This is a genomic window from Actinoplanes sp. NPDC051411 (genome assembly GCF_040682075.1).
Taxonomy (GTDB): Bacteria; Actinomycetota; Actinomycetes; order Mycobacteriales; family Micromonosporaceae; genus Actinoplanes.
In genome coordinates this window covers 34366-54891 of record NZ_JBFBAD010000071.1, presented here as the reverse complement: position 1 = coordinate 54891, position 20526 = coordinate 34366, and the positions used below count along the sequence as shown (strand labels likewise).

The window sequence follows — 20526 nt, the reverse complement described above, 5'->3', positions numbered from 1 at the left end:
AACTCGACAGGGTGAGGAGCAGGCATGACACGACATCCTTCCTGGAAGCCGTCATCCACCTCACCTCAGGTGTCCGGAAAACTGGGGGAAGCTCAGGCCACGTTATCGGTGCGGGCGCTGAAGTCGGGACCCTCGTGCGGGCAGCTTGGCCCGGTGCTGACCACGCCCACCAAGGTCGGCGTTCCGTGCGGTCGCTCGTGAAAATACGGGCCACCCGAGTCGTGTGGGCATGCGCTGGTGTCCTGACGTGGAGCGCGGCCCGAGATGTCGAGAGTTGAAGGGTGGACCTGGTCGACTACGAATTCACCGGTCTGCAGACGTTGCGGGGTCGTGGATCCGGAGTCGGCCAGGCCGTAGCCGGTCAGGCGTACGGTCTCGCCGGTGACCGGCGGCGCATCGCCGACTGACAGGGGTTCGATGTCGGTGATCGGGGTGCGAAGTTCGGCCAGGGAGACGTCGGCGGTCGGCGACTGGCGCACCGCGACGACGTCGACCACGTGGCCGCCCGGCCGGCCGAGATCCGCGCGCCCGACCGTGGCCGTGGTCCGCCGCGCCACCGGCCGGCTAACCCGCTGATCGTCGGCGTCGCGGAAACAGTGGCCGGCCGTGATGACCCAGCGAGGTGCGATCAGCGCGCCGGAACACCAGCTGTCCCGCGTTCCGTGGCCGGCGGTCGGGATGCCGGTCATGGTCAGCCGGACCGAGAAGCGGTAGTCGCCGTCGGGTGCGTTCTCGCCGTAGGCGATCGCCGACGCCGGCCGTGCGGCGATGGGTGCGACGGTCACAGCCAGCACTATCAGCGTGACGGTGAGCACGTTCGTCAGGGCGCGAGGCATAGTGGCATGGTGCGGATCGGGCCGTCTGAGGGCCGTCAACGGCGTACTTATGAAAGCTTTATCCGAGGTTTGTCAGTCTGGCCCCGATGCTCGACACGGAACGGAGGACGCGGCGTGCGGGTGCTGGTGGCCGAGGACGAGCGGATGCTGGCCGACACGGTGGCCGAGGGACTGCGCCGGTTCGCCATGGCGGTCGACGTGGTCTATGACGGTGACAGCGCCGTGGAGCGGCTGGGCGTCAACCGTTACGACGTGGCCGTGCTCGACCGTGACATGCCCGGGCGCAGCGGTGACGACATCTGCCGCCAGATCACCGGCTCGGGTGTCGGCACCCGGGTGCTGATGCTGACCGCCGCGGTCGGCATCCGGGACCGCGTGGAGGGCCTCGGGCTGGGCGCGGACGACTATCTGACCAAGCCGTTCGCCTTCGCCGAGTTGGTGGCGCGCCTGCAGGCGCTGTCCCGGCGTTCGAGCCCGCCGCTGCCGCCGGTGCTGGAACAGGACGGCGTGGTTCTGGACATCACCCGGCACACCGCGGCCCGCGACGGGCTGATGCTGTCGCTGTCGCCCAAGGAGTTCGCCGTCCTGCACGTGCTGTTGCGGGCCGGCGGCCGCGTGGTGAGCGCCGAGGAACTGCTGGAACAGGCCTGGGACGAGAACGCGGATCCGTTCACCAACACGGTCCGGGTGACGATCATGACGTTGCGCCGCAAGCTCGGCGACCCGCCGCTGATCCACACGGTGCCCCGGGTCGGCTACCGGCTCGGCTCATGAGGATCGGCTCCCCGGCCCGACGGATGCTGCTGGTCGGCGCGGTCATCCTGATCGCCGCCCAGTTCGTGCCGTTCCTGGCCGGCCAGGTGGTCATGATGTGGCGCGAGCTCGGGCCGTCCTGGTGCACCGTGCCGGCGCATCGGGCGCCCGACACCGACACCCCGTTCGTCTGCGTGCAGGTGTTCCGGCACCCGAGCATCCCGCGGACACTGACGGAGGCTCTGGTCCTGGCCGTCCTGGTCGCCTGCGCTGTCCCGGCGATCCGCTGGTGCCTGCGGCCGCTTCGCGACCTGGTCCCACTGATCGCGGACGTCGGGCCGCAGAACCTCGGCCACCGGCTGCGGCCGGGGCCGGGCCGCGACGAGCTGGCCACGCTCGGGCGCGCGATCGACGAGATGCTGGACCGCATCGCGGTCGGCTACGAGGCGCAGCGCCGCTTCGCCGCCGACGCGTCGCACGAACTGCGCACGCCGCTCGCCGTGCAGCGCACCCTGATCGAGGTCGGCATGGCCCACACGTTGACCGCCGAACAGCTGTCGCTGCTGACCGCCCAGCTGCTGGCGACCAACGAGCGCAACGAGCGCCTGATCGAAGGGCTGCTGGTGCTCAGTGAGAGTGACCGCGGGCTGATGTCCTGGTCGCGGCTGCGGCTGGATCTCATCACCGAGGCGGTCGTCGATGCCCATCGTAAGCGCGCCGAGGAGGCGGGCCTCACCGTCACCACCGAATTGCAGCCGCGGGTGGTGCTGGGCGAGCAGGTGCTGCTGGAACGCTTGGTCACCAACCTGGTGCAGAACGCGGTCAAATACAACCGCCCGGACGGCACGATCGACGTACGGGTCGGGAACCAGCCCGCCCTGACCGTGGTGAACACCGGCGACGACATCCCGGCCGACGAGATCCCGGCTCTTTTCGAGCCGTTCCGCCGCCGCTCGGCCACCCGGACCGACCACAGTGGAGGCGCCGGCCTCGGCCTGGCGATCGCCCGCTCGATCACCCGCGCCCACGACGGCACCATCGCCGCGTCGTCCACCGGCCGCGACGGCCTGCGGCTCGAGGTCTCCTTACCGGACGCCTAGCTTGTCGGGGGCGTCCCGGACCACCGTGCAGGCCGGGCCTCGGGCTCCCCTGTTCAGCCGGCCTCGACAACCGCCGCGATGGCGTCGAACGGCTGATACTCGCCGAACTCCTTGCGCAGGGCCTGCGCCCGGCTCCGATACCTCGAATCGCCGACGATGGTTCGAACTGCCTCCCGCACCTCGCTGGAGCGTGGGGTACCGGTCCGTAGGTTCATGCCGACGCCACTCCACTCGACCCTCGCGCCGACCTCGGGCTTGTCCTCACCGGCCCCAGCGGCGACAATCGGCACACCATACTGCAGCGCGACCTGCACGCCGCCGTAGCCGCCATTGGTGACCAGTACATCCGACAGCGGCAGCAGCCGGTCGAACGGAACGAACCCAGCAACGCGGACATTGTCCGGCGTCTCACCGACCGCCTGCCGGAGCATTTCCGGGCCATCCTCGCGTGCCGTTGCCGCGACCACCAGGACGTCGAGGTCAGCCAGGCCGCGAATCGCCGGTGCCAACAGTTCGGTGAAGTCCGCGTTGGCGAAGGTGCCCTGGGTCAGTGCGACAACCGGACGCTGCTGAGACAGTTCCGGCCACCAGGGTGGCAACTCGTAGGTGGCCGCCCCGAGAGCCGGTGGGATCGCTCCGATGAAGCGGAAATGCGACGGGGCATCGCTTCGCGGGTATTCGAAACCGGGCACAGTCAGCTGCAGGTAGTAGTCGCTGTGCCTGAGCACCGTGTCGAACAGGTAGCCGTCGAGGTGGCTTCCGGCCGAAGTGAAGGCCGCGTTCGCAACGGCCTGTATCTCGGCGAAGTTGCGCCTGGCTTCAGCGTTCAGGGCAACGTTGCGCATCACTCCGTCCGGCCCGGGCATCGGCGCTGCGGCAGCGCCGTGCGGCGCGGTGTCGACGCTCTGGAACATCGGGCTGAAGATTCCGAGTGTTACCAACCTCGGCCGTACCTCTCGAGACGCCGCCCGGACCGCTGCCAACGGAGCGAAGAAGGTCTGCTCGCTGATGAGCACGTCCGCCGGAAACGCCGCGAGAATTTCCTGGAGACGGCGCACGTGGCTGGGGATCGATTTGATGGCTATTTCCTTGAGCTCGAAGGCCGCGCGAGCCCGTCCCGGTGGCAGCGCCGCCCGCTCGGGGAAATGAGTGTCGAGGTCCCGGAAGTCGAAGTCGACGCTCTCCGGAAACGCGCGGAATCCGACCCCGGTGGCCTGTACCCGTTCCTCGAATTGGGCGCCGCTGTAGAAGATCACTTGATGGCCCCGGCCGGACAGGTCGCGCGCCACTGCGAGCAGGGGCGCCACGTGGCCGCCAACGGGGTTACTGCAGACGAGGACTCTTGGCATTCACTTCTCGATCCTTCGCGGACTGTTCAGGCCCGGTACCTGGGAATGGGTACGAACACCGTCACCACCTGCCGGAGTACGACGACGTGATCGCCCAGATGTGCGATCGGCGCGGCTTCGACACGACGGGAGACTGCCCCGTCGGGTTCTCCACCGTGAGCCGTCTCACAGCCCGAGAACTCGTCAGAGAGATCGGGTGAACGTCTGTCCCGCAGCCCATCTGTGCTGTTCAACGACATCGCGGCCCAGAGAGTTCGTCTGGCGCCATGCTGACAACGGCATCCGAGGCACCTCCGGCGGGCAGATCGCAGATTCGTACAAGACTCCCGTCCGCGGCATCGGCATCATCTCCGGCGCGAAGCGATGCCCATGCAGCGCTAAATCCTCGGCAGTGCCGCGCTCAGGGAGTGCCCGATGCGATCGCTCAGCGCTTCTTGAGAACGGAGTGCGCCGCCGTTGAGCAGGAAGTGCGTAAAACCCGATCGTTCACGGCGAACGCGGTGAGGAGGTCTACGGCTTGCTTCCGCGAGCCCATCAGCCGGCCGCCTGGTGAGCCGGCGACCCCGGGAGTGCTCAACCAGGGACTTACCCGGGGTCATCGGAGGCAGGCGTCTGGGCATACTTCGGGCCAAACGGACCACGGAGGGAAGACCCATGCGCTCATCCTCGGCCTCCGGGCCCACTCGGCGGACTGTGCTGGCCGGCGGTGTCGCCGCGGGCCTCGCGGTCGGCGCCACCGGTGCGCTCGGGGCCACAACGGCCGCCGCAGCCACCGGAATGCCCGGCCGCTCCGGCTCGCGAGGCGGCACGACCACGATCCGCCCGTTCGGGGTGTCGATTCCCAACGCGGAGCTCACCGCGCTGCGCCACCGAGTCGGTGGCACCCGATGGCCCAGCCGGGAACTCGTCACGGACCGCTCGCAGGGCGTACAGCTGGCTGCGGCCAAGGCTCTCGCGAAATACTGGACTACCAGGTACGACTGGCGCCGATTCGAGGAGAAGCTCAACCGGCTGCCGCAGTTCAAGACCGAGATCGACGGTGTCGACATCCACTTCGTCCACGTGCGCTCGCCGCACCGCGATGCGCTCCCGCTGCTCGTGACGCACGGCTGGCCCGGGTCGTTCGTCGAAATGCTCGACGCCGTCGGTCCGCTGACCAACCCAACCGCGCACGGCGGCAAGGCATCCGACGCCTTCCACCTCGTGGTGCCGTCGATACCTGGTTTCGGCTTCTCCGGCGCGCCGACCGAGACCGGCTGGGAAATCACCCGTATCGCGAACGCCTGGATCGAACTGATGCGGCGCCTCGGCTACACCCGCTACGTGGCCCAGGGCGGCGACGTCGGCGCGGGCGTCACCGACTCTCTGGGCCGCCTGGGACCTGACGGGTTGCTCGGCATCCACCTGAACCTGCTCGTCGACGCGTTGCACGGCGCCCCGGTTCCGACCGGCACTGCCGAGGAGAAGGCCGCCGCCGCGGCGCTCGCCACCTTCAACCTCACCGGTAACGCCTATCTACTGGAGCAATCGACCCGGCCGGAGACCATCGGTTACGCGTTGTCCGACTCCCCGGCCGCCCTCGCGGCCTGGATGCTCGACCACGACACAGACAGCTACACGAAGATTTCGCGTACGTTCCTCGGGGGCACCCCGTCAGGCAACCTCACCCGCGACCACATTCTCGACAACATCACGCTCTACTGGCTGACTGGCACCGGTGTCTCGGCCGCCCGGGTGTACTGGGAGAGCTTCCGGGCGCGCGTCGCCGGCGGTAGCGTGCCCGCGCCGCCGGTGAAGCTGCCGGTCGGGTTCAGTGCCTTCCCCGGCGAGATCTTCCAAGCGCCGAAGAGCTGGGTGGAGAGCAGCTACCCGACGCTGAACTACTACAACCAGCCCGCCCGGGGCGGCCACTTCGCCGCCTGGGAGGAGCCCGGCCTGTTCACCGACGAGGTCCGCGCGGCGTTCCGTTACCTGCGCTGACCGTGCCGACGCCCCCGGCCGCCGTGCCGGGGCTGCCGTCTTTCGTGATCATGGCCTTCCGCGCCTTGCGCCGGCGTCGAGCTCACTGTCGGTGCTTACGTCGGCGAGCCAGGCCCAGTGCCTGCCTGAACCCTGCCTCAGCCGGCAGTGTCTCCGCGGTGGCCGCTTGGCTGCCAACCGCAGAACACCCGATCAGTGCCGAGCGGTCTCACCGACAGCGATCAGCCGGCCAAAAACGGCGGTGATTCGCCGTGACGGCATCGCCGCGGAACCGCCCAGCGGCCCGCACGGAGGCGCCGATCTCCACAAAGTTCACCCCGTTGGGTGGCGAATCTCAACCATGTTGAGCGAACTGGGCCGGGGCGATACTTCGCAAGTCTTGAAAGACCAACAACAAGGAAGACCATGGGAACCACGAACACGCGAATGGCCGACAGCCGCGACATGATCGGGGCACATGTTTGTTTCCGGCGAGAGTTCAGAGACTTGCCTCTCGTCGTCCGCCGCGTCACGGCCGGAGACAAGGCCGATGCCGCCACTATCGCCGCGCACGCCGAGTTCCTGGTGGATCTGATGCACCACCACCACCGCGGGGAGGACACCGGCGTCTGGCCGCTGCTGCACAGGCGCTGCCCAGACGAGACGCAGAAGCTCGTGACCACAATGGAAGAGCAACACGCACACCTCGACCGGGCACTCGAAGACATCAAGTCCAGCGCGCGACAGTGGGGGCTCACTGCAACCACCGCCGACCGCGAAGCCGTGGCGAGGCATGCCGAAGCGCTCCTGGTGCCGCTCGCCGAGCATCTGGACCTCGAGGAATCGAAGGTGCTTCCCCTTATCGACACCTACCTCACCGAGGGTGAGTGGAAGGCGGTCGTCGGAGGCGAAGCGGCAACCATCCCGAAAAAGCAGCTACCGCTGGTCTTCGGCATGATGCTCTACGACGCCGACGATGTGACGCAACGGATGATGAGGACGAACGTTCCCGCATTGCTGTGGCCAGTGTTTTCGCACCTCGCCCGACGTAGCTATGCCAAGTACGCACAGGCCGTCCACGGGACGGCAGCACCACGGCACTTCAGGGCCGGATGATTCAGTCGTCGGCCAAGGCGCCCCAGGTCGACTGCGGGTCGGGGCGGCACGAAGGCGAAGTCGCCGGCCGTTTGTCCAGGGTGGCATCGTCGCCATCGAAGCGCTCACCGCGAGTCGCGGCCAGAGAAGGCGCCTTCGGGCGGCGCCGTAGGCGGCACCCGGATCCGACCGAAGTTATCACGGTCGTCGCAGGGCCCATTTCGGGAAGTTCTTCCGCGACCGACTAGGGATCAGGTACACCGGGTTATCGCGCCGACCGCGGCCAGCAGCCACCGCGCACGCGCTGTCGCGCTCTGCGCCACTCGCTTGGCCGCGCTGCATCTGCATGCCGACCACCTCACGGGAGGGCGCGCCGCCGCCCACCGCGCGCTCGCCGCCGCGTCCGGGCTTCGCTGGGCCCAGATCAGCCGCGATCTGTCCACCGTCAAAGCCGCCGCCGGCACACCACCCGGCCGTTGTCGTAGAGCCACGAAGAGCTCTGGCCGTGCGTCACGTCACCATCATGCCCGAGGTGTGACGCGGAGTAACGCGCGAGAAACGTCGGCCGATCTACCATGAACCGTGACTTGGCTCAATCACCTGCTGACGACGTTCTACGCCGCGAAGTGGCAGGTCACCAGCGACCAGGCGATCTACTACCGGGAGATCGTCGGCAACGCGTTCGGCCTCGGGTCGGCGCTGTTCGGCCTGCGCCGCAGCGCCTGGGCGTGGCCGGTCGGCATCCTCGGCAACGTGCTGCTGTTCACCGTGTTCATAGGACAGGCTGCTGGCAATGATCAGGGAACCCCGCTCTACGGCCAGGCGTCCCGGCAGGTGTTCTTCCTGATCACCAGTGTCTACGGCTGGTGGCGGTGGCAGAGCAACCGGCGGCGCAGTCACGGCATCGCGGTCACTCCGCGCTGGGCGACCCATCGGCAGCGCTTGCTGTACGGCCCCCTCGCGCTGGTCGCCGTGGTCATCTGCTATTTCGTGTTCCGGGCCGTCGGGGCGGGCTTCCCGGTGCCCTGGTGGTATTACCTGGCCGACTCGTGGATCTTCGTCGGTTCGATGCTGGCCACGTACGCGATGGCCCGCGGCTGGGTCGAGTTCTGGCTCTGCTGGATCGCCGTCGACCTGGTCGGGGTGCCGGAACTGCTGCACTTCAGCTATTACCCGTCGGCGATCCTCTACGCCGTCTACGCCGCCTTCGTGATCTGGGGCTTCATCGTCTGGCTCGGCATCTCCCGCACGATCGCCCCCCACCGCCTGGCCGACCCGGCCATCGAGACGGTCGCCTAGGATCGCCCGAGCCGGATCTCGTCACCTAATCAGGCTCTACCACAAAACCGTTCCGGGTACGGACGGTCCGGTCGTAGCGGCCCTGCCGGTAGCGCTCCTCCGAGGTGCCGTTCGCCTGGCGCTGGTCGCGGGGAGCGCCGGCCAGATAGCTTGCCGAGCCCCGGTAGATGTCGCTGCGGCCGAGACCCGCGTCGGTCACGGTCAGCGTGGTCGTCAGGCGGTCGCCAGCGTCCACGGTGATGCGGCCGTCGAGGCCGTAGCGGTCGGCCACGCGCGTGACCCCGGCGAACCGGGATCGCCCGGCCACCACGCCGGTGACGTCGTCGGTCCAGGTGGCCGTCAGCGCGTCCGGGTTCTCACCGTCGCCCCAGGAGTGGATGCTGTCGTTGCCGACCCGCTGACTCACCGTCGTGGTGATGAGGCCATGTGACGTGCGCAGATAGCCGCCGGCGACGAAGGTGTGCGAGGCGTGCAGGCCGACGCGGCCGGGCCCGGTCGTGACGTCGTCGGTCAGCGTGCTCAGGTGCGCGCCGACCAGCGCGCCGGTCACCCGCTTGCCGCTCGGGTCGCGCCAGCCGAGGAAGTTGATCGGGGTGTCCCAGCCGCCCTGGCCCGCCGGCACACCGACGACGTGCACCGACACCGCGTGGGCGGCGCCGTCGGTGAGTCGGCCCAGGAACGGGCTGAGGTCATAGGTGATGGGCCGGATGTCGAAGGCCCGCGGCGCGGGCAGGACATACCAGAGGTACGGGTTGGACCAGCCGCCCGTGTAGACGTGCGGGAAGGGTGCCGCGATCCCGGCCACCTGCCCGTCGACCAGCACCTGCACCTCGCGGTAGGGGCCGGGATCGGCCGGGCAGGAGTAGCCGGTGGGTGACGGGGCGGTGAGATACCAGAACTCCTCGCAGCCGCCGCCCGACCCGGTCGCGTACACCTCGGCGAGCAGGCGCTCGGTGTCGCGCGGCACGATCACGGTGCCGGCCAGGTCCTGCCCGTCGGTGTGCTGATCGGCCAGCGGCAGAACATCATCGGCCACGGCCGAAGGACCAACGGCGGCATAGAAGGTCAAGGTCACTTTGACCTTGAGCACGCCGGTGTACGTGTCGTCGACCGTGTTGCCCAGGTACATGTTCACGGTCTGCGGCCGTTCCAGCAGCGCCGAGTACGCCGTGACGTCCTTCTCGACCGACCACTGGATGCCGTCCGGCGACGGTTCGGGCGTCGACGTCTTGAAGATCTCGACACCGCCCATCGTGAGCCAGCCCAACCGGTCGTACTGCCGTCCCGCCACCGAGCCGTCGAGCCGGAGCACCACCTTGGCCCACGGGCCGCGGCAGGGCGCCGCATAGGATTGGGCGTAGACGTCGTAGTTGTCGAAGGCGTGGTCGACGATCGTGGTCGAGCACGACCGGGTCGGCGGCTTGGCGATCGCCGGGGCGGCCGTCCGCGGGTTGTCCCAGTCCGACCCGAACACGGGGACCGGGGCCGCGGCGTGGGCGGCCGGGGCACCGGCCAGCGCCAGCAGGAGTCCGGCCACGACGGCAATCGATCGACGCATGCCGATCAGGATGCCATCCGGAACGGAGTCAGTCGATATCGGCCAGCTGCTCGCGCGGCCGGTCGGCCCGTCGTGCGGCCGGCACGCCTGGCTTGTCGCGGCCCTGCGTATCGACCAGACCGTCCACACGCCGGTCCGCGCGGAGGCACATCATTCCGAGGGTGGTCATGCCGGCCAGAGACATCACGGTGGCCACAAGAACGACGTACGAAAGGCAACCTCTGAGCGCGAGGGCAGTCGGCACTCCTGCGATGGGGGTGAACATCGCGGCGATGAGTACGGGATTGGTGCCCCGGCCGTGCTTAGCGCCCATGCGGCAGTTGCTCCCAGCCGTCACCGAGGGGATACACCGCCGTAATGCGTACGGCGGTCAGGAGATCGAGCAGGTCGGGTCTGGGCCGGCTCGGCACCAGCACGGTCAGGTGATCGGCCTTGGCATAGCGGGCGTAATCCAGCAGTTGACCGACGGCCATCCGCATATGCTCACGGCTCACCGTGGCTTTCGCCTCGATCAGCGTGCGGGTCGTGAGATCCCAGAGGTCGCAGTACAGCGCTCTCGTCTCCCCGGGTGGCAGAAGCCGGAGCCGATACACCTCGTGGCCGAGCCGGAGCAGGTGCTCCCGATATCGATAGATCAAGTTCGACTCGCGGCGTAGCGACTCCTGGGCTTCCCGGTTGAGGGCCAGGAAGTCGCGCTCGGTGTTGCGTTCCTCGACCGGCACGACTTCCGTCCGCGGGGCCAGATCGCGGGTGAAGGGAGTCTTTGGCATCTCTGCGGGGACGGTGCTCATCGGCCGGAGCCGGAACACCACCACTTGCCGCAGTTCGCCATCCCGGTCGGGCGCGTCGGTGAAGTAGTGGTCGACCAACCGGAACTCGCCGAGATAGAGGACCGATGAGCCGTCGGCGAGGAAGCCCTCCAACGACCGGCCGTCCTCGACATGGTTGAGGATGGCCTTGTTGCCCTGGGCGAGACGTTGATCCCCAACCTGGCCCTCGCCGACGTAGTTGAGTAGGCCGTCGTCGTCCCAGCCGTCGCAGTACCCCGGCCGCCGCCTCGCCGATGACGCCACGAAGAACAGGACGGCGGCCACCTTGGACGATGGCCCGATGCCCGCCTGCAACCTGCCGCCATAGCGAGCGTGCAACTCGGGACGTGACAGCCGATCTCCCAGGGTCAGCCCATCGAGCAAGTTAGCCTCCGATTTTTTACCCTAAATCTGGGGGTAAATTATCAGGTCAAGGTAGACTGAGCAATGGTGAGCGCTTGACACGGCACACCGCCGGTGAGGCCTGTCGGCCGGCCGTCATCGACGTCGCGACGAGTAGGCCGCCACGGCCGAGTCGGGGCATGGGCTGATGGCCGCCGATGGCGCGAGTGCAACGTTCGATCGCCGGGCGCGGCTCACCCGCGTACGGGAAAGGCCGGGAGCGCCGAAGCGCTCCCGGCCCGCAGAGCGTCAGGCCGCGGAGGGTCCGGTGTTGACCCGCGAGCGCACGACCTCGACCACGTGGGCGACCGCCTCGTCGATCGAGACGCCGTTGCGCTGGGAGCCGTCGCGGTAGCGGAAGGAGACCGTGCCGCCGTTGACGTCGTCGTCGCCGGCGATCGCCATGAACGGGATCTTCTGCTGCTGGGCGGTGCGGATCTTCTTCTGCATCCGGTCGTCGCCGTGGTCGACCTCGGCGCGGATGCCTTCCTTGCGCAGGCGAGCGACGAACGACGAGAGGTAGTCGGCGTGCTCCTCGCGGATCGGGATGCCGACCACCTGGATCGGGGCCAGCCAGGCCGGGAACGCGCCCGCGTAGTGCTCGACCAGCACGCCGAAGAAGCGCTCGATCGACCCGAACTTGGCCGAGTGGATCATCACCGGCTCCTGCCGGGTGCCGTCGGCGGCCTGGTATTCGAGGCCGAACCGGGCCGGCTGGTTGAAGTCGTATTGGATCGTCGACATCTGCCAGGTGCGGCCGATCGCGTCGCGCGCCTGCACCGAGATCTTGGGGCCGTAGAACGCCGCGCCGCCCGGGTCGGGCACCAGGTCGAGGCCGGACTCGACGGCGACGTCCTCGAGCACCTTGGTGGCGACCGCCCACTGCTCGTCGGAGCCGATGAACTTGTCGCTCTTGGGATCGCGGGTCGACAGCTCGAGGTAGTAGTCGTCGAGGCCGAAGTCGTCCAGCAGCGACCGAACGAAGTCGAGCAGGTGCTTGATCTCGCCCGGGGCCTGCTCGGCGGTCACGTAGGAGTGCGAGTCGTCCTGGGTCAGGCCGCGCACCCGGGTGAGGCCGTGCACCACGCCCGACTTCTCGTAGCGGTAGACCGAGCCGAACTCGAACAGCCGCATCGGCAGCTCACGGTAGGACCGCCCGCGCGAGGAGAAGATCAGGTTGTGCATCGGGCAGTTCATCGCCTTGAGGTAATAGTCGGCCCCCTCCAGCTGCATCGGGGGGAACATCGTGTCCTTGTAGTACGGCAGGTGGCCCGAGGTGTGGAACAGGCCCTCCTTGGTGATGTGCGGGGTGCCCACATATTGGAAGCCCTCCTCGATGTGGCGGGCCCGCACGTAGTCCTCCATCTCCCGCTTGATCACTCCACCCTTCGGGTGGAAGACGACCAGGCCCGAGCCGATCTCGTCCGGGAAGGAGAAAAGATCGAGCTCCGTGCCCAGCTTGCGGTGGTCGCGACGCTCGGCCTCGGCGAGCCGGTTGAGGTACGCCTTGAGCTCGTCCCGCGACGGCCACGCCGTTCCGTAGATGCGCTGGAGCTGCGGGTTTTTCTCGGAGCCACGCCAGTAGGCGGCGGCCGACCGCATCAGCTTGAACGCCGGGATGAACCGGGTGCTGGGCAGGTGGGGGCCGCGGCACAGGTCGCCCCAGACCCGCTTGCCGTCCTTGTCGAGGTTGTCGTAGTGGGTCAGCTCGCCGTGGCCGACCTCCATCACCTCGTTGGCGTCGACGTCGCCCTTGAGGTCGACCAGCTCCAGCTTGTAGGGCTCACTCGCCAGCTCGATCTTCGCTTCATCGAGCGACTTGTATTCGCGCCGGCGGAACGTCTGGCCCGCCTTGACGATCTCCTGCATGCGCTTCTCGAGCTTGCTCAGGTCGTCGGGCTGGAACGGCTTGGGCACGTCGAAGTCGTAGTAGAAGCCGTCGGTGATCGGCGGGCCGATGCCGAGCTTGGCCTCGGGGAACACGTCCTGCACGGCCTGGGCCAGCACGTGGGCGGCCGAGTGGCGCAGCACGTTGAGCCCGTCCGGCTCGCCGATCGCGACCGGGGTCACGTCGGTGTCGAGCTCGGGCTTCCAGTCGAGGTCGCGCAGCCGGCCGGCGGCGTCGCGGACCACGACGACCGCCTTGGGGCCGCTGGTCGGCAGGCCGGCCGCGGCGACCGCGTCGGCCGCCGTGGTCCCGGCCGGGACGACGAGGGGGTCGGACACGGTCGTTCTCCTTAATACGCAGACGAGACCCGGTGACACCAGGGCCGTTGACGATGCTATCCGCCCGCGTATCGGCGCCGTCAGAACACCCAGAGTGCGTCCCACTTCGGGTCGTCGCCGGCGCTGAGCCGGGTGTGCTGCTCCTTGCCGGGCTGGTAGTCGACCAGGTAGCCGTCCGCCTTCCGCAGCCGCTCGGTGGCGACCAGGTCGATCTGCACCCGCTGGAGGCCGGGGCCGTCGGGCAGCTTCCGCTGTTCGGCCAGCAGCTGGGCGTGGCGCTGCTGGAGCAGGATGCGGTTGGCGGCGTCGCGGTAGCGGCTCGGCAGGCCCTCGGCCGCGCCCACCGCGCCGGGGTATTTCTCGACCAGCTGCTCGCGGGTCAGCGGGTCGAGCACCTGCCACCATTTGGCCAGCTCGGCCGGCGTGCCTTGGGCGAAGGACTCGGCGGTGGCGTTGGTGGGCAGCTGGGGCGCGAACGGCACGGTCTGCAGCTCGACCCCGCCCGGGTCGACCTGGGAGAGCTGGTGCCGGGTCCCGGCGTCGCTCTGGTTGGCCTTGGCGAGGAGGTCGGCGAGCAGCTGGGCGTAGTAGTCGGCGCTCGCCTGGGCCGCCTGCAGCCCGATCATGGGCGCGCCCGCGGCGAGCGGGGCGGTGCCGGTGACCGCGCCGGCGGCCAGGTCGATCCGGAAGCCCTTGCCCTCGGCCTCGGCGACCACGCCGTGCACCATCTGGCGGTATTGGTCGAGGTCGTCGGCGAAGCGCCGGATCACCTGGGCACCCCAGTTGACCGGGTCGTACGCCGTGGACAGCCGCCGGCGCAGGTCGGCGGCCGCCGACGAGGCCGCCGCCGAGCCGGGGCCGGCCGACCAGTAGTTCGGCAGGTCGCGGGTGGCCGTGCCGAGGTCGCCGACCGCCTCGTCGATCTGGTGGGCGAGCCGCTCGTAGTGATCGGCGAACGCGCGGATCTTCGGAGTGTCGGCCGCCATCAGGCCGGCCAGCGTCATCGTCATCGGGGCGCGCCCCCGGCCGGCGGCTGAAGGTGCGCGATGGCCCGCCCGATCCGCTCGCCGGCCACCATGTCGGCGCCGCGGTAGTCGGCGGCGGCCTGGTGCAGGCCGCGCCCGTGGTCCTGGATCGCGCGGGCCAGCATCCCGAGCGAGGAGGGCCAGTGGTCGGCCATCAGGCCGAGCTGGACTTCGCAGGTGGCCGAGCCCTCGACCGCGCCGGCGGCCGAGCCGCGCCAGCCTTCGATGTCACTGGCCGCGCGGGCGAGCCGGGCGCCGACCTCGGCCACGTCGTCGCCGAGGGCCATCAGCTGGGGAATCTCGATGCTCGTGCCGTCGTCCACCCGAATCTCCACTGTTCGTAGTCGTCCGGGCACCGAGCGTATGCCCCTCAGGCAATCCGGGCCACTCCGGCATAGACCGCGGCCTCGGCCGGCGACGGGCGGGTGGCCGGGTCGTCGTCGGGGCGCCACTCGACCACCGGGACGATGCCCGGCTCGACCAGTTCGTGCCCGCGGAAGAAGCGGGCGAACTCGTCGCGGGTGCGGGGCGCGGTCGGCTCGCCGCTGCGCGCGAACGCCGCCGCCAGCGTGGCCGCCACGTCGCTCGGGAGCAGGTCGAACGTGCCGTTGGACATCACCAGGTAACTGCCCGGGGGCATCGCGCCGACCAGCTTCTCGACGATGCCGTAGGGATTCATGTCGTCGGTGATGAAGTGCATGACGGCGACCAGCATCAGCGCGATCGGCCGGCTGAAATCGAGCGTGCCCCGCACGTCGGGATCGTCGAGGACGTCCTGTGGACTGCGGAGGTCGGCGTCGACATAGGCCGTGCGGCCGGCCGCCGAACTGGTCAGCAGGGCCCGGGCGTGGACCAGCACTATCGGATCGTTGTCCACATAGACCACCCGGGACTCGGGCGCGACCCCCTGCGCGACCTCGTGCACGTTGGGCCGGGTCGGCAGCCCGGTGCCGATGTCGAGGAACTGCCGGATGCCCGCCTCGGCGGCCAGCATGTGGACGGCCCGGCGCAGGAATCTGCGGTTTTCGACCGCCGTGGTGCGCGCGGCCGGATAGACCTCGGCCAGCATCTCGGCGTTGGCGCGGTCGGCCTCGAAGTTGTCCTTGCCGCCCAGGTAATAGTCGTATCGGCGGGCCGGGTGCATGCGACTGGTGTCGATGCCCGGCGGTGCCCCACGTTCGCCCATTCTGCGTACCCCCGTCCACAAGCGACTGTCGTCACCTTAGCCGACAAACCGCCCGTACGGCAGCGCTCACATGGCGATCGAAGATCGCTCAGCGTTGCCAAATATGACCGTTGCGTTTCAGCGCGGAGGTCGCTATGTTAACGTTCACATAGACGAGCGTTCCCGCGCCATCCACCGGGCGCGGGCCCGTTCGACCGGTCAGTAGTGCCGATCCCCCCTGCACCGGAAAGGTTTGCAATGGCACTTCGAAATCGACGCCTGCGGAGCACCGCTCTCCTCGTCGCCGCCGCGGGCGCCCTCGTCGCCGGAGTCCTCACCGGCTCGGGCACCTCACAGGCGGCGACGTCGCAGCCGTGCGACATCTACGCCTCCGGCGGCACCCCCTGCGTCGCCGCGCACAGCACCACCCGCGCGCTCTACGGCTCCTACAACGGCTCGCTCTACCAGGTGCGCCGCTCGTCCGACAACGCGACGCTGAACATCGGCCCGGTCGCGGCCGGCAGCTACGCCAACTCGGCCGCGCAGGACTCGTTCTGCTCGGGCACCACCTGCGTCATCACGATCATCTACGACCAGTCCGGGCGGGGTAACAACCTCACCCAGGCGCCGGCCGGCGGGGCCGCCGGCGGCCCCGACAACCTCGCCAACGCGACGTCGGCGCCTACGTCGATCAATGGCCACAAGGTGTACGGCGTGTTCGTCGCACCGGGCACCGGCTACCGCAACAACCACACCTCGGGCATCGCGACCGGTGACGCCGCCGAGGGCATGTACGCGATCTTCGACGGCACGCACTACAACGGCGGCTGCTGCTTCGACTACGGCAACGCCGAGACCAGCAGCAACGACACCGGCAACGGCCACATGGAGGCCATCTACTTCGGCAACATCAAGGTCTGGGGCTACGGCTCCGGCAACGGCCCGTGGATCATGGCCGACCTGGAGAACGGCCTGTTCTCCGGCGTCAACCAGCACCTCAACTCGGGCGACCCGACGATCACCAACCGGTACCTGACAGCGATGGTCAAGGGCGGCCCGAACAAGTGGGCGATCCGGGGCGGCAACGCGCAGTCCGGCAGCGTCTCGACGTTCTACAACGGTGTGCGGCCCAACGTGTCGGGCTACAACCCGATGCACAAGGAGGGCGCGATCATCCTCGGCATCGGCGGTGACAACAGCAAGGGCGCGCAGGGCACGTTCTACGAGGGCGTGATGACCTCCGGCTATCCGTCGGACGCGACCGAGAACTCCGTCCAGGCCAACATCGTCGCCACCAAGTACGCCAACGCGACCGGCGGCGGTGGCGGGACCGGCGGCACCACGCTGACCCCGGGCCAGTCCATCTCGCTGCGGGCGACCACCGCGTGCTGCACCACCCGCTACCTCGACCACTCGGGCACCGACGTGGGCACGATCGTGGTCAGCTCGTCGAGCTCGTCGACCGACAAGGGCAACTCGACCTGGGTCGTGCGGGCCGGCCTCGCCAACAGCTCCTGCTATTCGTTCGAGTCGAAGAACACGACGGGCAGCTATCTGCGGCATCAGAACTACGTGCTGCACGCCCAGCCCAACGACGGCAGCTCGCTGTTCGCCCAGGACGCGACGTTCTGCTCGCAGGCCGGCCTGAACGGCCAGGGCAACTCGTTCTCGTCGGTCAACTTTCCCGACCACTTCATCCGGCACTACAACAACATCGGCTACGTAGCGAGTGACGGCGGCTCCAACGCCTGGGACTCGGCGACCTCGTGGACCGACGACGTGAGCTGGGCCGTCAGCTCGCCCTGGACGCCCTGACCTCTCTTCTGATCCCGATTCGGAGACGCTGTGCCCGGCCCCCGGCACAGCGTCTCCTTTATTGCCGGCGCAAGCCCATTTCGAACCGTTAGCGTGGCGCCACCAGTCAACGGAGGAAGGCGCCATGGAAAAGGTCAACAACCGTCTGCTCAACTGGGCGAGCCTGCTCGAGGCCGACACCCGCACCCAGGCGGAGAAGGCCTCACGGCTGCCGTTCATCTTCCCGCACATCGCCCTCATGCCCGACGCGCACCTGGGCAAGGGCGCCACGGTCGGCTCGGTCATCCCGACGCTGCACGCGATCATCCCGGCGGCGGTCGGCGTCGACATCGGCTGCGGCATGGCCGCGGTCCGCACGCAGTACCACCGGGACGAGCTCAAGCACGACCTGGCCCCGCTGCGCGCCGCGATCGAGAACGCGGTTCCGCTCAGCGCCGGGGTCTACAACACCACCGTGAGCGAGACGGCGGGCAAGCGCATCGGTGAGCTCAAGGCCAAGGCCGAGCGCGCGGGGTTCGATCCGGGTCACTACGCCGGCAACTGGGAGCTGCAGCTGGGCACGCTCGGTTCGGGCAACCACTTCATCGAGGTGACCGCGGACGAGAAGGGCGCGGTCTGGCTCTTCCTGCACTCCGGCTCGCGCGGCGTCGGCAACAAGATCGCCTCGCACCACATCAAGGTGGCGCAGGAGGCGGCGAAGCGCTGGTGGATCAGCCTGCCCGATCCCGACCTGGCCTACCTGCCGGAGGGCACCGACGAGTTCTGGACCTACATCCGTCAGCTGCGCTGGGCACAGGACTTCGCGCTGGCCAACCGTGACGAGATGATGGACCGGGTGATCGCGTGCTTCGGCGAGTTCGTGGGCGGCGAGGTGCGCGAGCTCGAGCGGGTGCAGTGCCACCACAACTACACCGAGCAGGAGGAGCACTTCGGGCGCAAGGTGTGGTTGTCCCGCAAGGGTGCGATCAACGCCGAGAAGGGCCGGCCGGGCCTGATCCCGGGCTCGATGGGCGACGCATCCTATGTGGTCGCCGGCAAGGGCAACCCGGTCGCGCTCAACTCGTCGCCGCACGGCGCTGGCCGCCAGTTCTCGCGGTCGAAGGCCCGCAGGACCTTCACCCGCGAGCAGCTGCGCACGGCGATGAAGGGCATCGAATACCGCGACACCGACGCGTTCCTCGACGAGATCCCGCAGGCCTACAAGCCGATCGACGTGGTCATGCGGGACGCCGGTGACCTGGTCGAGATCCGGCACACGCTGCGCCAGCTGATCAACGTCAAGGGCGACTGACCGCTGTCATCAGGTGCTCGGCGAAGGCGCGGGCGGTCGCCGTGAGTTCCTCGCCTCTCGGCAGAGCCAACTGGAGGTCGCGGCGTGGGCGGTGATCGCTCACGTCGCGGCGCACCAGTCCGGCCATCGCGGGATAGTCGAGGCCGGCCGGGACGAAACCGATGCCCAGGCCGGCCGCGATCAGCTCGACCATCAGCAGCCACTCGTTGACCTCGCAGCGGATCCGCCGGCGCAGGCCCTGCGCGGTGAAGGCGGCGTCGTTGTGGCCGCGGGCCGACCAGCCGGGCCGGACCTCGACGAACCACTCGCCGGCCAGGTCTCTCAGTGCGATCTCGGGCCGGGTCGCCAGCGGATGGTCACGCGGGCAGACCAGGGTCAGGGCCTCGCCGGCCAGGTCGATCATCCGGAGCGCGGTCGGGCGCTCCGGCATCGCGGGCACGACCGCGCAGTGCAGGCGGCCGTCCTCGACCTGCTCCACCATGGACACCGCGGAGCTCTGGGCGAGGTGCAGGTCGACGCCCGGGTGCTCGCGGGCGAAGCCGGCCAGCGTCGACGCCAGAGGCACCAGATATTCGGCCGACTGCATGACGCCGACCCGCAGCGAGCCGGTCAGGGCGGCGCTGGTGTCGCGGACGCGGGCCCGGGCGTCGTCGGCCGCGGCCAGGATCTGCCGGGCCGGGCCGAGGAGCGCCTGGCCGGCGTCGGTCAGCCGGATCGGGCGGGTGCCGCGCACGTAGAGCAGCGAGCCGACGCTGCGCTCGAGGGCGTGGATCGAGTTGGAGAGCCCGGACTGCACGATCTGCTCGCGCGACGCGGCCTGGGTGATCGACCCGGTCTCGGCGAGCGCGACGAAGTGCCGGAGCTGGCGTAATTCCATCTCTCACCCGTCCCATCTGCGATGCAGATGGAAATTATCTCACCACGCTGGCGGCGAGATGGTGTCCCGTACGCCGTAGCCGGTGTGTCCTTGCAGCATGTCACTCACCACCGCCGCCCGGCCCGTCGCGCCCGGCCGCCACCTGACCGGGTTCTGGCTGGTCGCGGCCGCGTTCGCGGGGCTGACCGCGTTCGGGACGATCCCGACGCCGCTGTGGCCCCTCTACGCTCTCAGCCCGACCGACGTCACCACCGCGTTCGCCGTCATGGTCGTCGGGGCGGGGGCCGGGCTCTACTTCCTCGGGCACCTGTCGGACCGGTTCGGCCGGCGCCGCGTCATCGCTCCGGCGCTGGCCACCGCGCTCGCCGCCGACATCGTCATCGCAGTCTGGCCGGTGTTCGCCGGGCTGATCGCCGGGCGGGTGCTGACCGGGGTCGCGGTCGGGCTGATGGCGTCGACCGCCACGACGTACCTGAGCGACCTCTATGCGGCGGCCCGCCCGGGTTCGCGGTCCGGCCGGCCGGCGACCGTCGCCACGCTGGCCAACCTGGGCGGGTTCAGCGTGGGGCCGCTGATCTCGGGGGCGCTGGCCGAGTGGGGACCCGGGGACCGGTTGCGTACGCCGTACGTCCTGATGGGCGCCACTTTGGCGCTGGCCCTGGTCGCAGTGGGGTTTTCGCCGGAAACCGTCGACCTCCAGGCGCGCCTCACGCAGTCCCGCCCGGCCCGGTTCCGCCTCCTTCCGGGCCCGCCGGCCTGACCAGCGCGATCGCGGCGGCCGAGCCGACCGCCCGGGCCGGCGTGCTGGCCATCTTCTTCGTGATCAGCTATCTCGGCATGGGCATCCCGCCCGTGCTGCTCGCCGTGGCCGACACGTTCTGGGCCCCCCGGCTGGTTCTGACGGTCTTCGGCGCGATCGTCGTGACCGCCTCCGGGATCGCGGCCCGGGCTCTCCGCCGGTAGCCCC

General features: G+C 69.2%; 19 protein-coding genes. 9 read left to right on the top strand and 10 right to left on the bottom strand.

Going from position 1 to position 20526, the window contains the following annotated elements; all coding sequences use genetic code 11:
* Positions 1-92: 92 nt before the first annotated feature.
* Positions 93-836 (bottom strand): trypsin-like serine protease, encoded by a 744-nt coding sequence (locus AB0M88_RS33000; protein ID WP_364109346.1) that lies wholly within the window; start codon positions 834-836, stop codon positions 93-95.
* A 114-nt stretch (positions 837-950) separates the two neighbouring features.
* Here AB0M88_RS33000 and AB0M88_RS32995 point away from each other — a divergent pair, with 114 nt between their 5' ends.
* Positions 951-1610: a response regulator transcription factor gene (locus tag AB0M88_RS32995; RefSeq protein WP_364109344.1), complete on the top strand. Its 660-nt coding sequence runs from the start codon at positions 951-953 to the stop codon at positions 1608-1610.
* The gene (locus AB0M88_RS32990) at positions 1607-2689 is read left to right on the top strand and encodes an ATP-binding protein (protein WP_364109342.1); all 1083 of its coding nucleotides are present in this window, start codon (positions 1607-1609) and stop codon (positions 2687-2689) included. The genes AB0M88_RS32995 and AB0M88_RS32990 overlap by 4 nt, the downstream gene beginning before the upstream one ends.
* A gap of 53 nt (positions 2690-2742) precedes the next feature.
* On the opposite strand, the gene AB0M88_RS32985 is transcribed toward AB0M88_RS32990, so the two are convergent.
* Complete coding sequence (locus AB0M88_RS32985) at positions 2743-3978, bottom strand: nucleotide disphospho-sugar-binding domain-containing protein (RefSeq protein ID WP_364109340.1); 1236 nt, start codon at positions 3976-3978, stop codon at positions 2743-2745.
* A 714-nt stretch (positions 3979-4692) separates the two neighbouring features.
* On the opposite strand from AB0M88_RS32985, the gene AB0M88_RS32980 reads away from it, so the two are divergent.
* The 3 genes from AB0M88_RS32980 to AB0M88_RS32970 all read left to right on the top strand — a co-directional run bounded on the left by AB0M88_RS32980 (position 4693) and on the right by AB0M88_RS32970 (position 8391).
* A complete protein-coding gene (locus tag AB0M88_RS32980; RefSeq protein ID WP_364109338.1) occupies positions 4693-6018 on the top strand; it encodes an epoxide hydrolase family protein in 1326 nt (441 codons plus the stop codon).
* Positions 6019-6423: 405 nt separating this feature from the next.
* The gene (locus AB0M88_RS32975; RefSeq protein ID WP_364109336.1) at positions 6424-7113 is read left to right on the top strand and encodes a hemerythrin domain-containing protein; all 690 of its coding nucleotides are present in this window, start codon (positions 6424-6426) and stop codon (positions 7111-7113) included.
* A 579-nt stretch (positions 7114-7692) separates the two neighbouring features.
* Positions 7693-8391: a nicotinamide mononucleotide transporter family protein gene (locus tag AB0M88_RS32970; RefSeq protein WP_364109348.1), complete on the top strand. Its 699-nt coding sequence runs from the start codon at positions 7693-7695 to the stop codon at positions 8389-8391.
* 25 nt (positions 8392-8416) lie between these two features.
* Here AB0M88_RS32970 and AB0M88_RS32965 read toward each other — a convergent pair whose 3' ends face one another.
* The 7 genes from AB0M88_RS32965 to AB0M88_RS32935 all read right to left on the bottom strand — a co-directional run bounded on the left by AB0M88_RS32965 (position 8417) and on the right by AB0M88_RS32935 (position 15597).
* Positions 8417-9949 (bottom strand): peptide-N4-asparagine amidase, encoded by a 1533-nt coding sequence (locus AB0M88_RS32965; protein WP_364109334.1) that lies wholly within the window; start codon positions 9947-9949, stop codon positions 8417-8419.
* Between the two features lie 28 nt (positions 9950-9977).
* Complete coding sequence (locus tag AB0M88_RS32960; RefSeq protein ID WP_364109332.1) at positions 9978-10262, bottom strand: hypothetical protein; 285 nt, start codon at positions 10260-10262, stop codon at positions 9978-9980.
* Positions 10252-11142, bottom strand: coding sequence for a hypothetical protein (locus AB0M88_RS32955; RefSeq protein WP_364109330.1), 891 nt, complete (start codon positions 11140-11142; stop codon positions 10252-10254). The genes AB0M88_RS32960 and AB0M88_RS32955 overlap by 11 nt, the downstream gene beginning before the upstream one ends.
* Before the next feature lie 267 nt (positions 11143-11409).
* Entirely contained in the window at positions 11410-13386 is a 1977-nt protein-coding gene (gene thrS / locus AB0M88_RS32950) for a threonine--tRNA ligase (RefSeq protein ID WP_364109328.1), read from the bottom strand.
* Between the two features lie 80 nt (positions 13387-13466).
* Positions 13467-14396, bottom strand: a complete 930-nt coding sequence (locus AB0M88_RS32945; protein WP_364109326.1) for a hypothetical protein — start codon at positions 14394-14396, stop codon at positions 13467-13469.
* On the bottom strand, positions 14393-14734 hold the full coding sequence (locus AB0M88_RS32940) for a hypothetical protein (protein WP_364109324.1): 342 nt from the start codon (positions 14732-14734) through the stop codon (positions 14393-14395). Before AB0M88_RS32940 ends, AB0M88_RS32945 begins: the two co-directional genes overlap by 4 nt.
* A 47-nt stretch (positions 14735-14781) precedes the next feature.
* Complete coding sequence (locus AB0M88_RS32935; RefSeq protein ID WP_364109321.1) at positions 14782-15597, bottom strand: SAM-dependent methyltransferase; 816 nt, start codon at positions 15595-15597, stop codon at positions 14782-14784.
* Between the two features lie 237 nt (positions 15598-15834).
* Here AB0M88_RS32935 and AB0M88_RS32930 point away from each other — a divergent pair, with 237 nt between their 5' ends.
* The gene (locus AB0M88_RS32930) at positions 15835-17391 is read left to right on the top strand and encodes an alpha-L-arabinofuranosidase B (protein WP_364109316.1); all 1557 of its coding nucleotides are present in this window, start codon (positions 15835-15837) and stop codon (positions 17389-17391) included.
* Between the two features lie 124 nt (positions 17392-17515).
* The gene (locus AB0M88_RS32925) at positions 17516-18682 is read left to right on the top strand and encodes an RtcB family protein (protein WP_364109311.1); all 1167 of its coding nucleotides are present in this window, start codon (positions 17516-17518) and stop codon (positions 18680-18682) included.
* Here AB0M88_RS32925 and AB0M88_RS32920 read toward each other — a convergent pair.
* Positions 18669-19559, bottom strand: coding sequence for a LysR family transcriptional regulator (locus tag AB0M88_RS32920; protein ID WP_364109309.1), 891 nt, complete (start codon positions 19557-19559; stop codon positions 18669-18671). The genes AB0M88_RS32925 and AB0M88_RS32920 overlap by 14 nt on opposite strands.
* Before the next feature lie 97 nt (positions 19560-19656).
* Here AB0M88_RS32920 and AB0M88_RS32915 point away from each other — a divergent pair, with 97 nt between their 5' ends.
* Positions 19657-20319 carry an MFS transporter gene (locus AB0M88_RS32915; protein WP_364109306.1) on the top strand — a complete coding sequence of 221 codons (663 nt, stop codon included), beginning with the start codon at positions 19657-19659 and terminating at the stop codon, positions 20317-20319.
* Between the two features lie 41 nt (positions 20320-20360).
* Positions 20361-20522, top strand: a complete 162-nt coding sequence (locus tag AB0M88_RS32910) for a hypothetical protein (RefSeq protein WP_364109304.1) — start codon at positions 20361-20363, stop codon at positions 20520-20522.
* Positions 20523-20526: the final 4 nt, after the last annotated feature.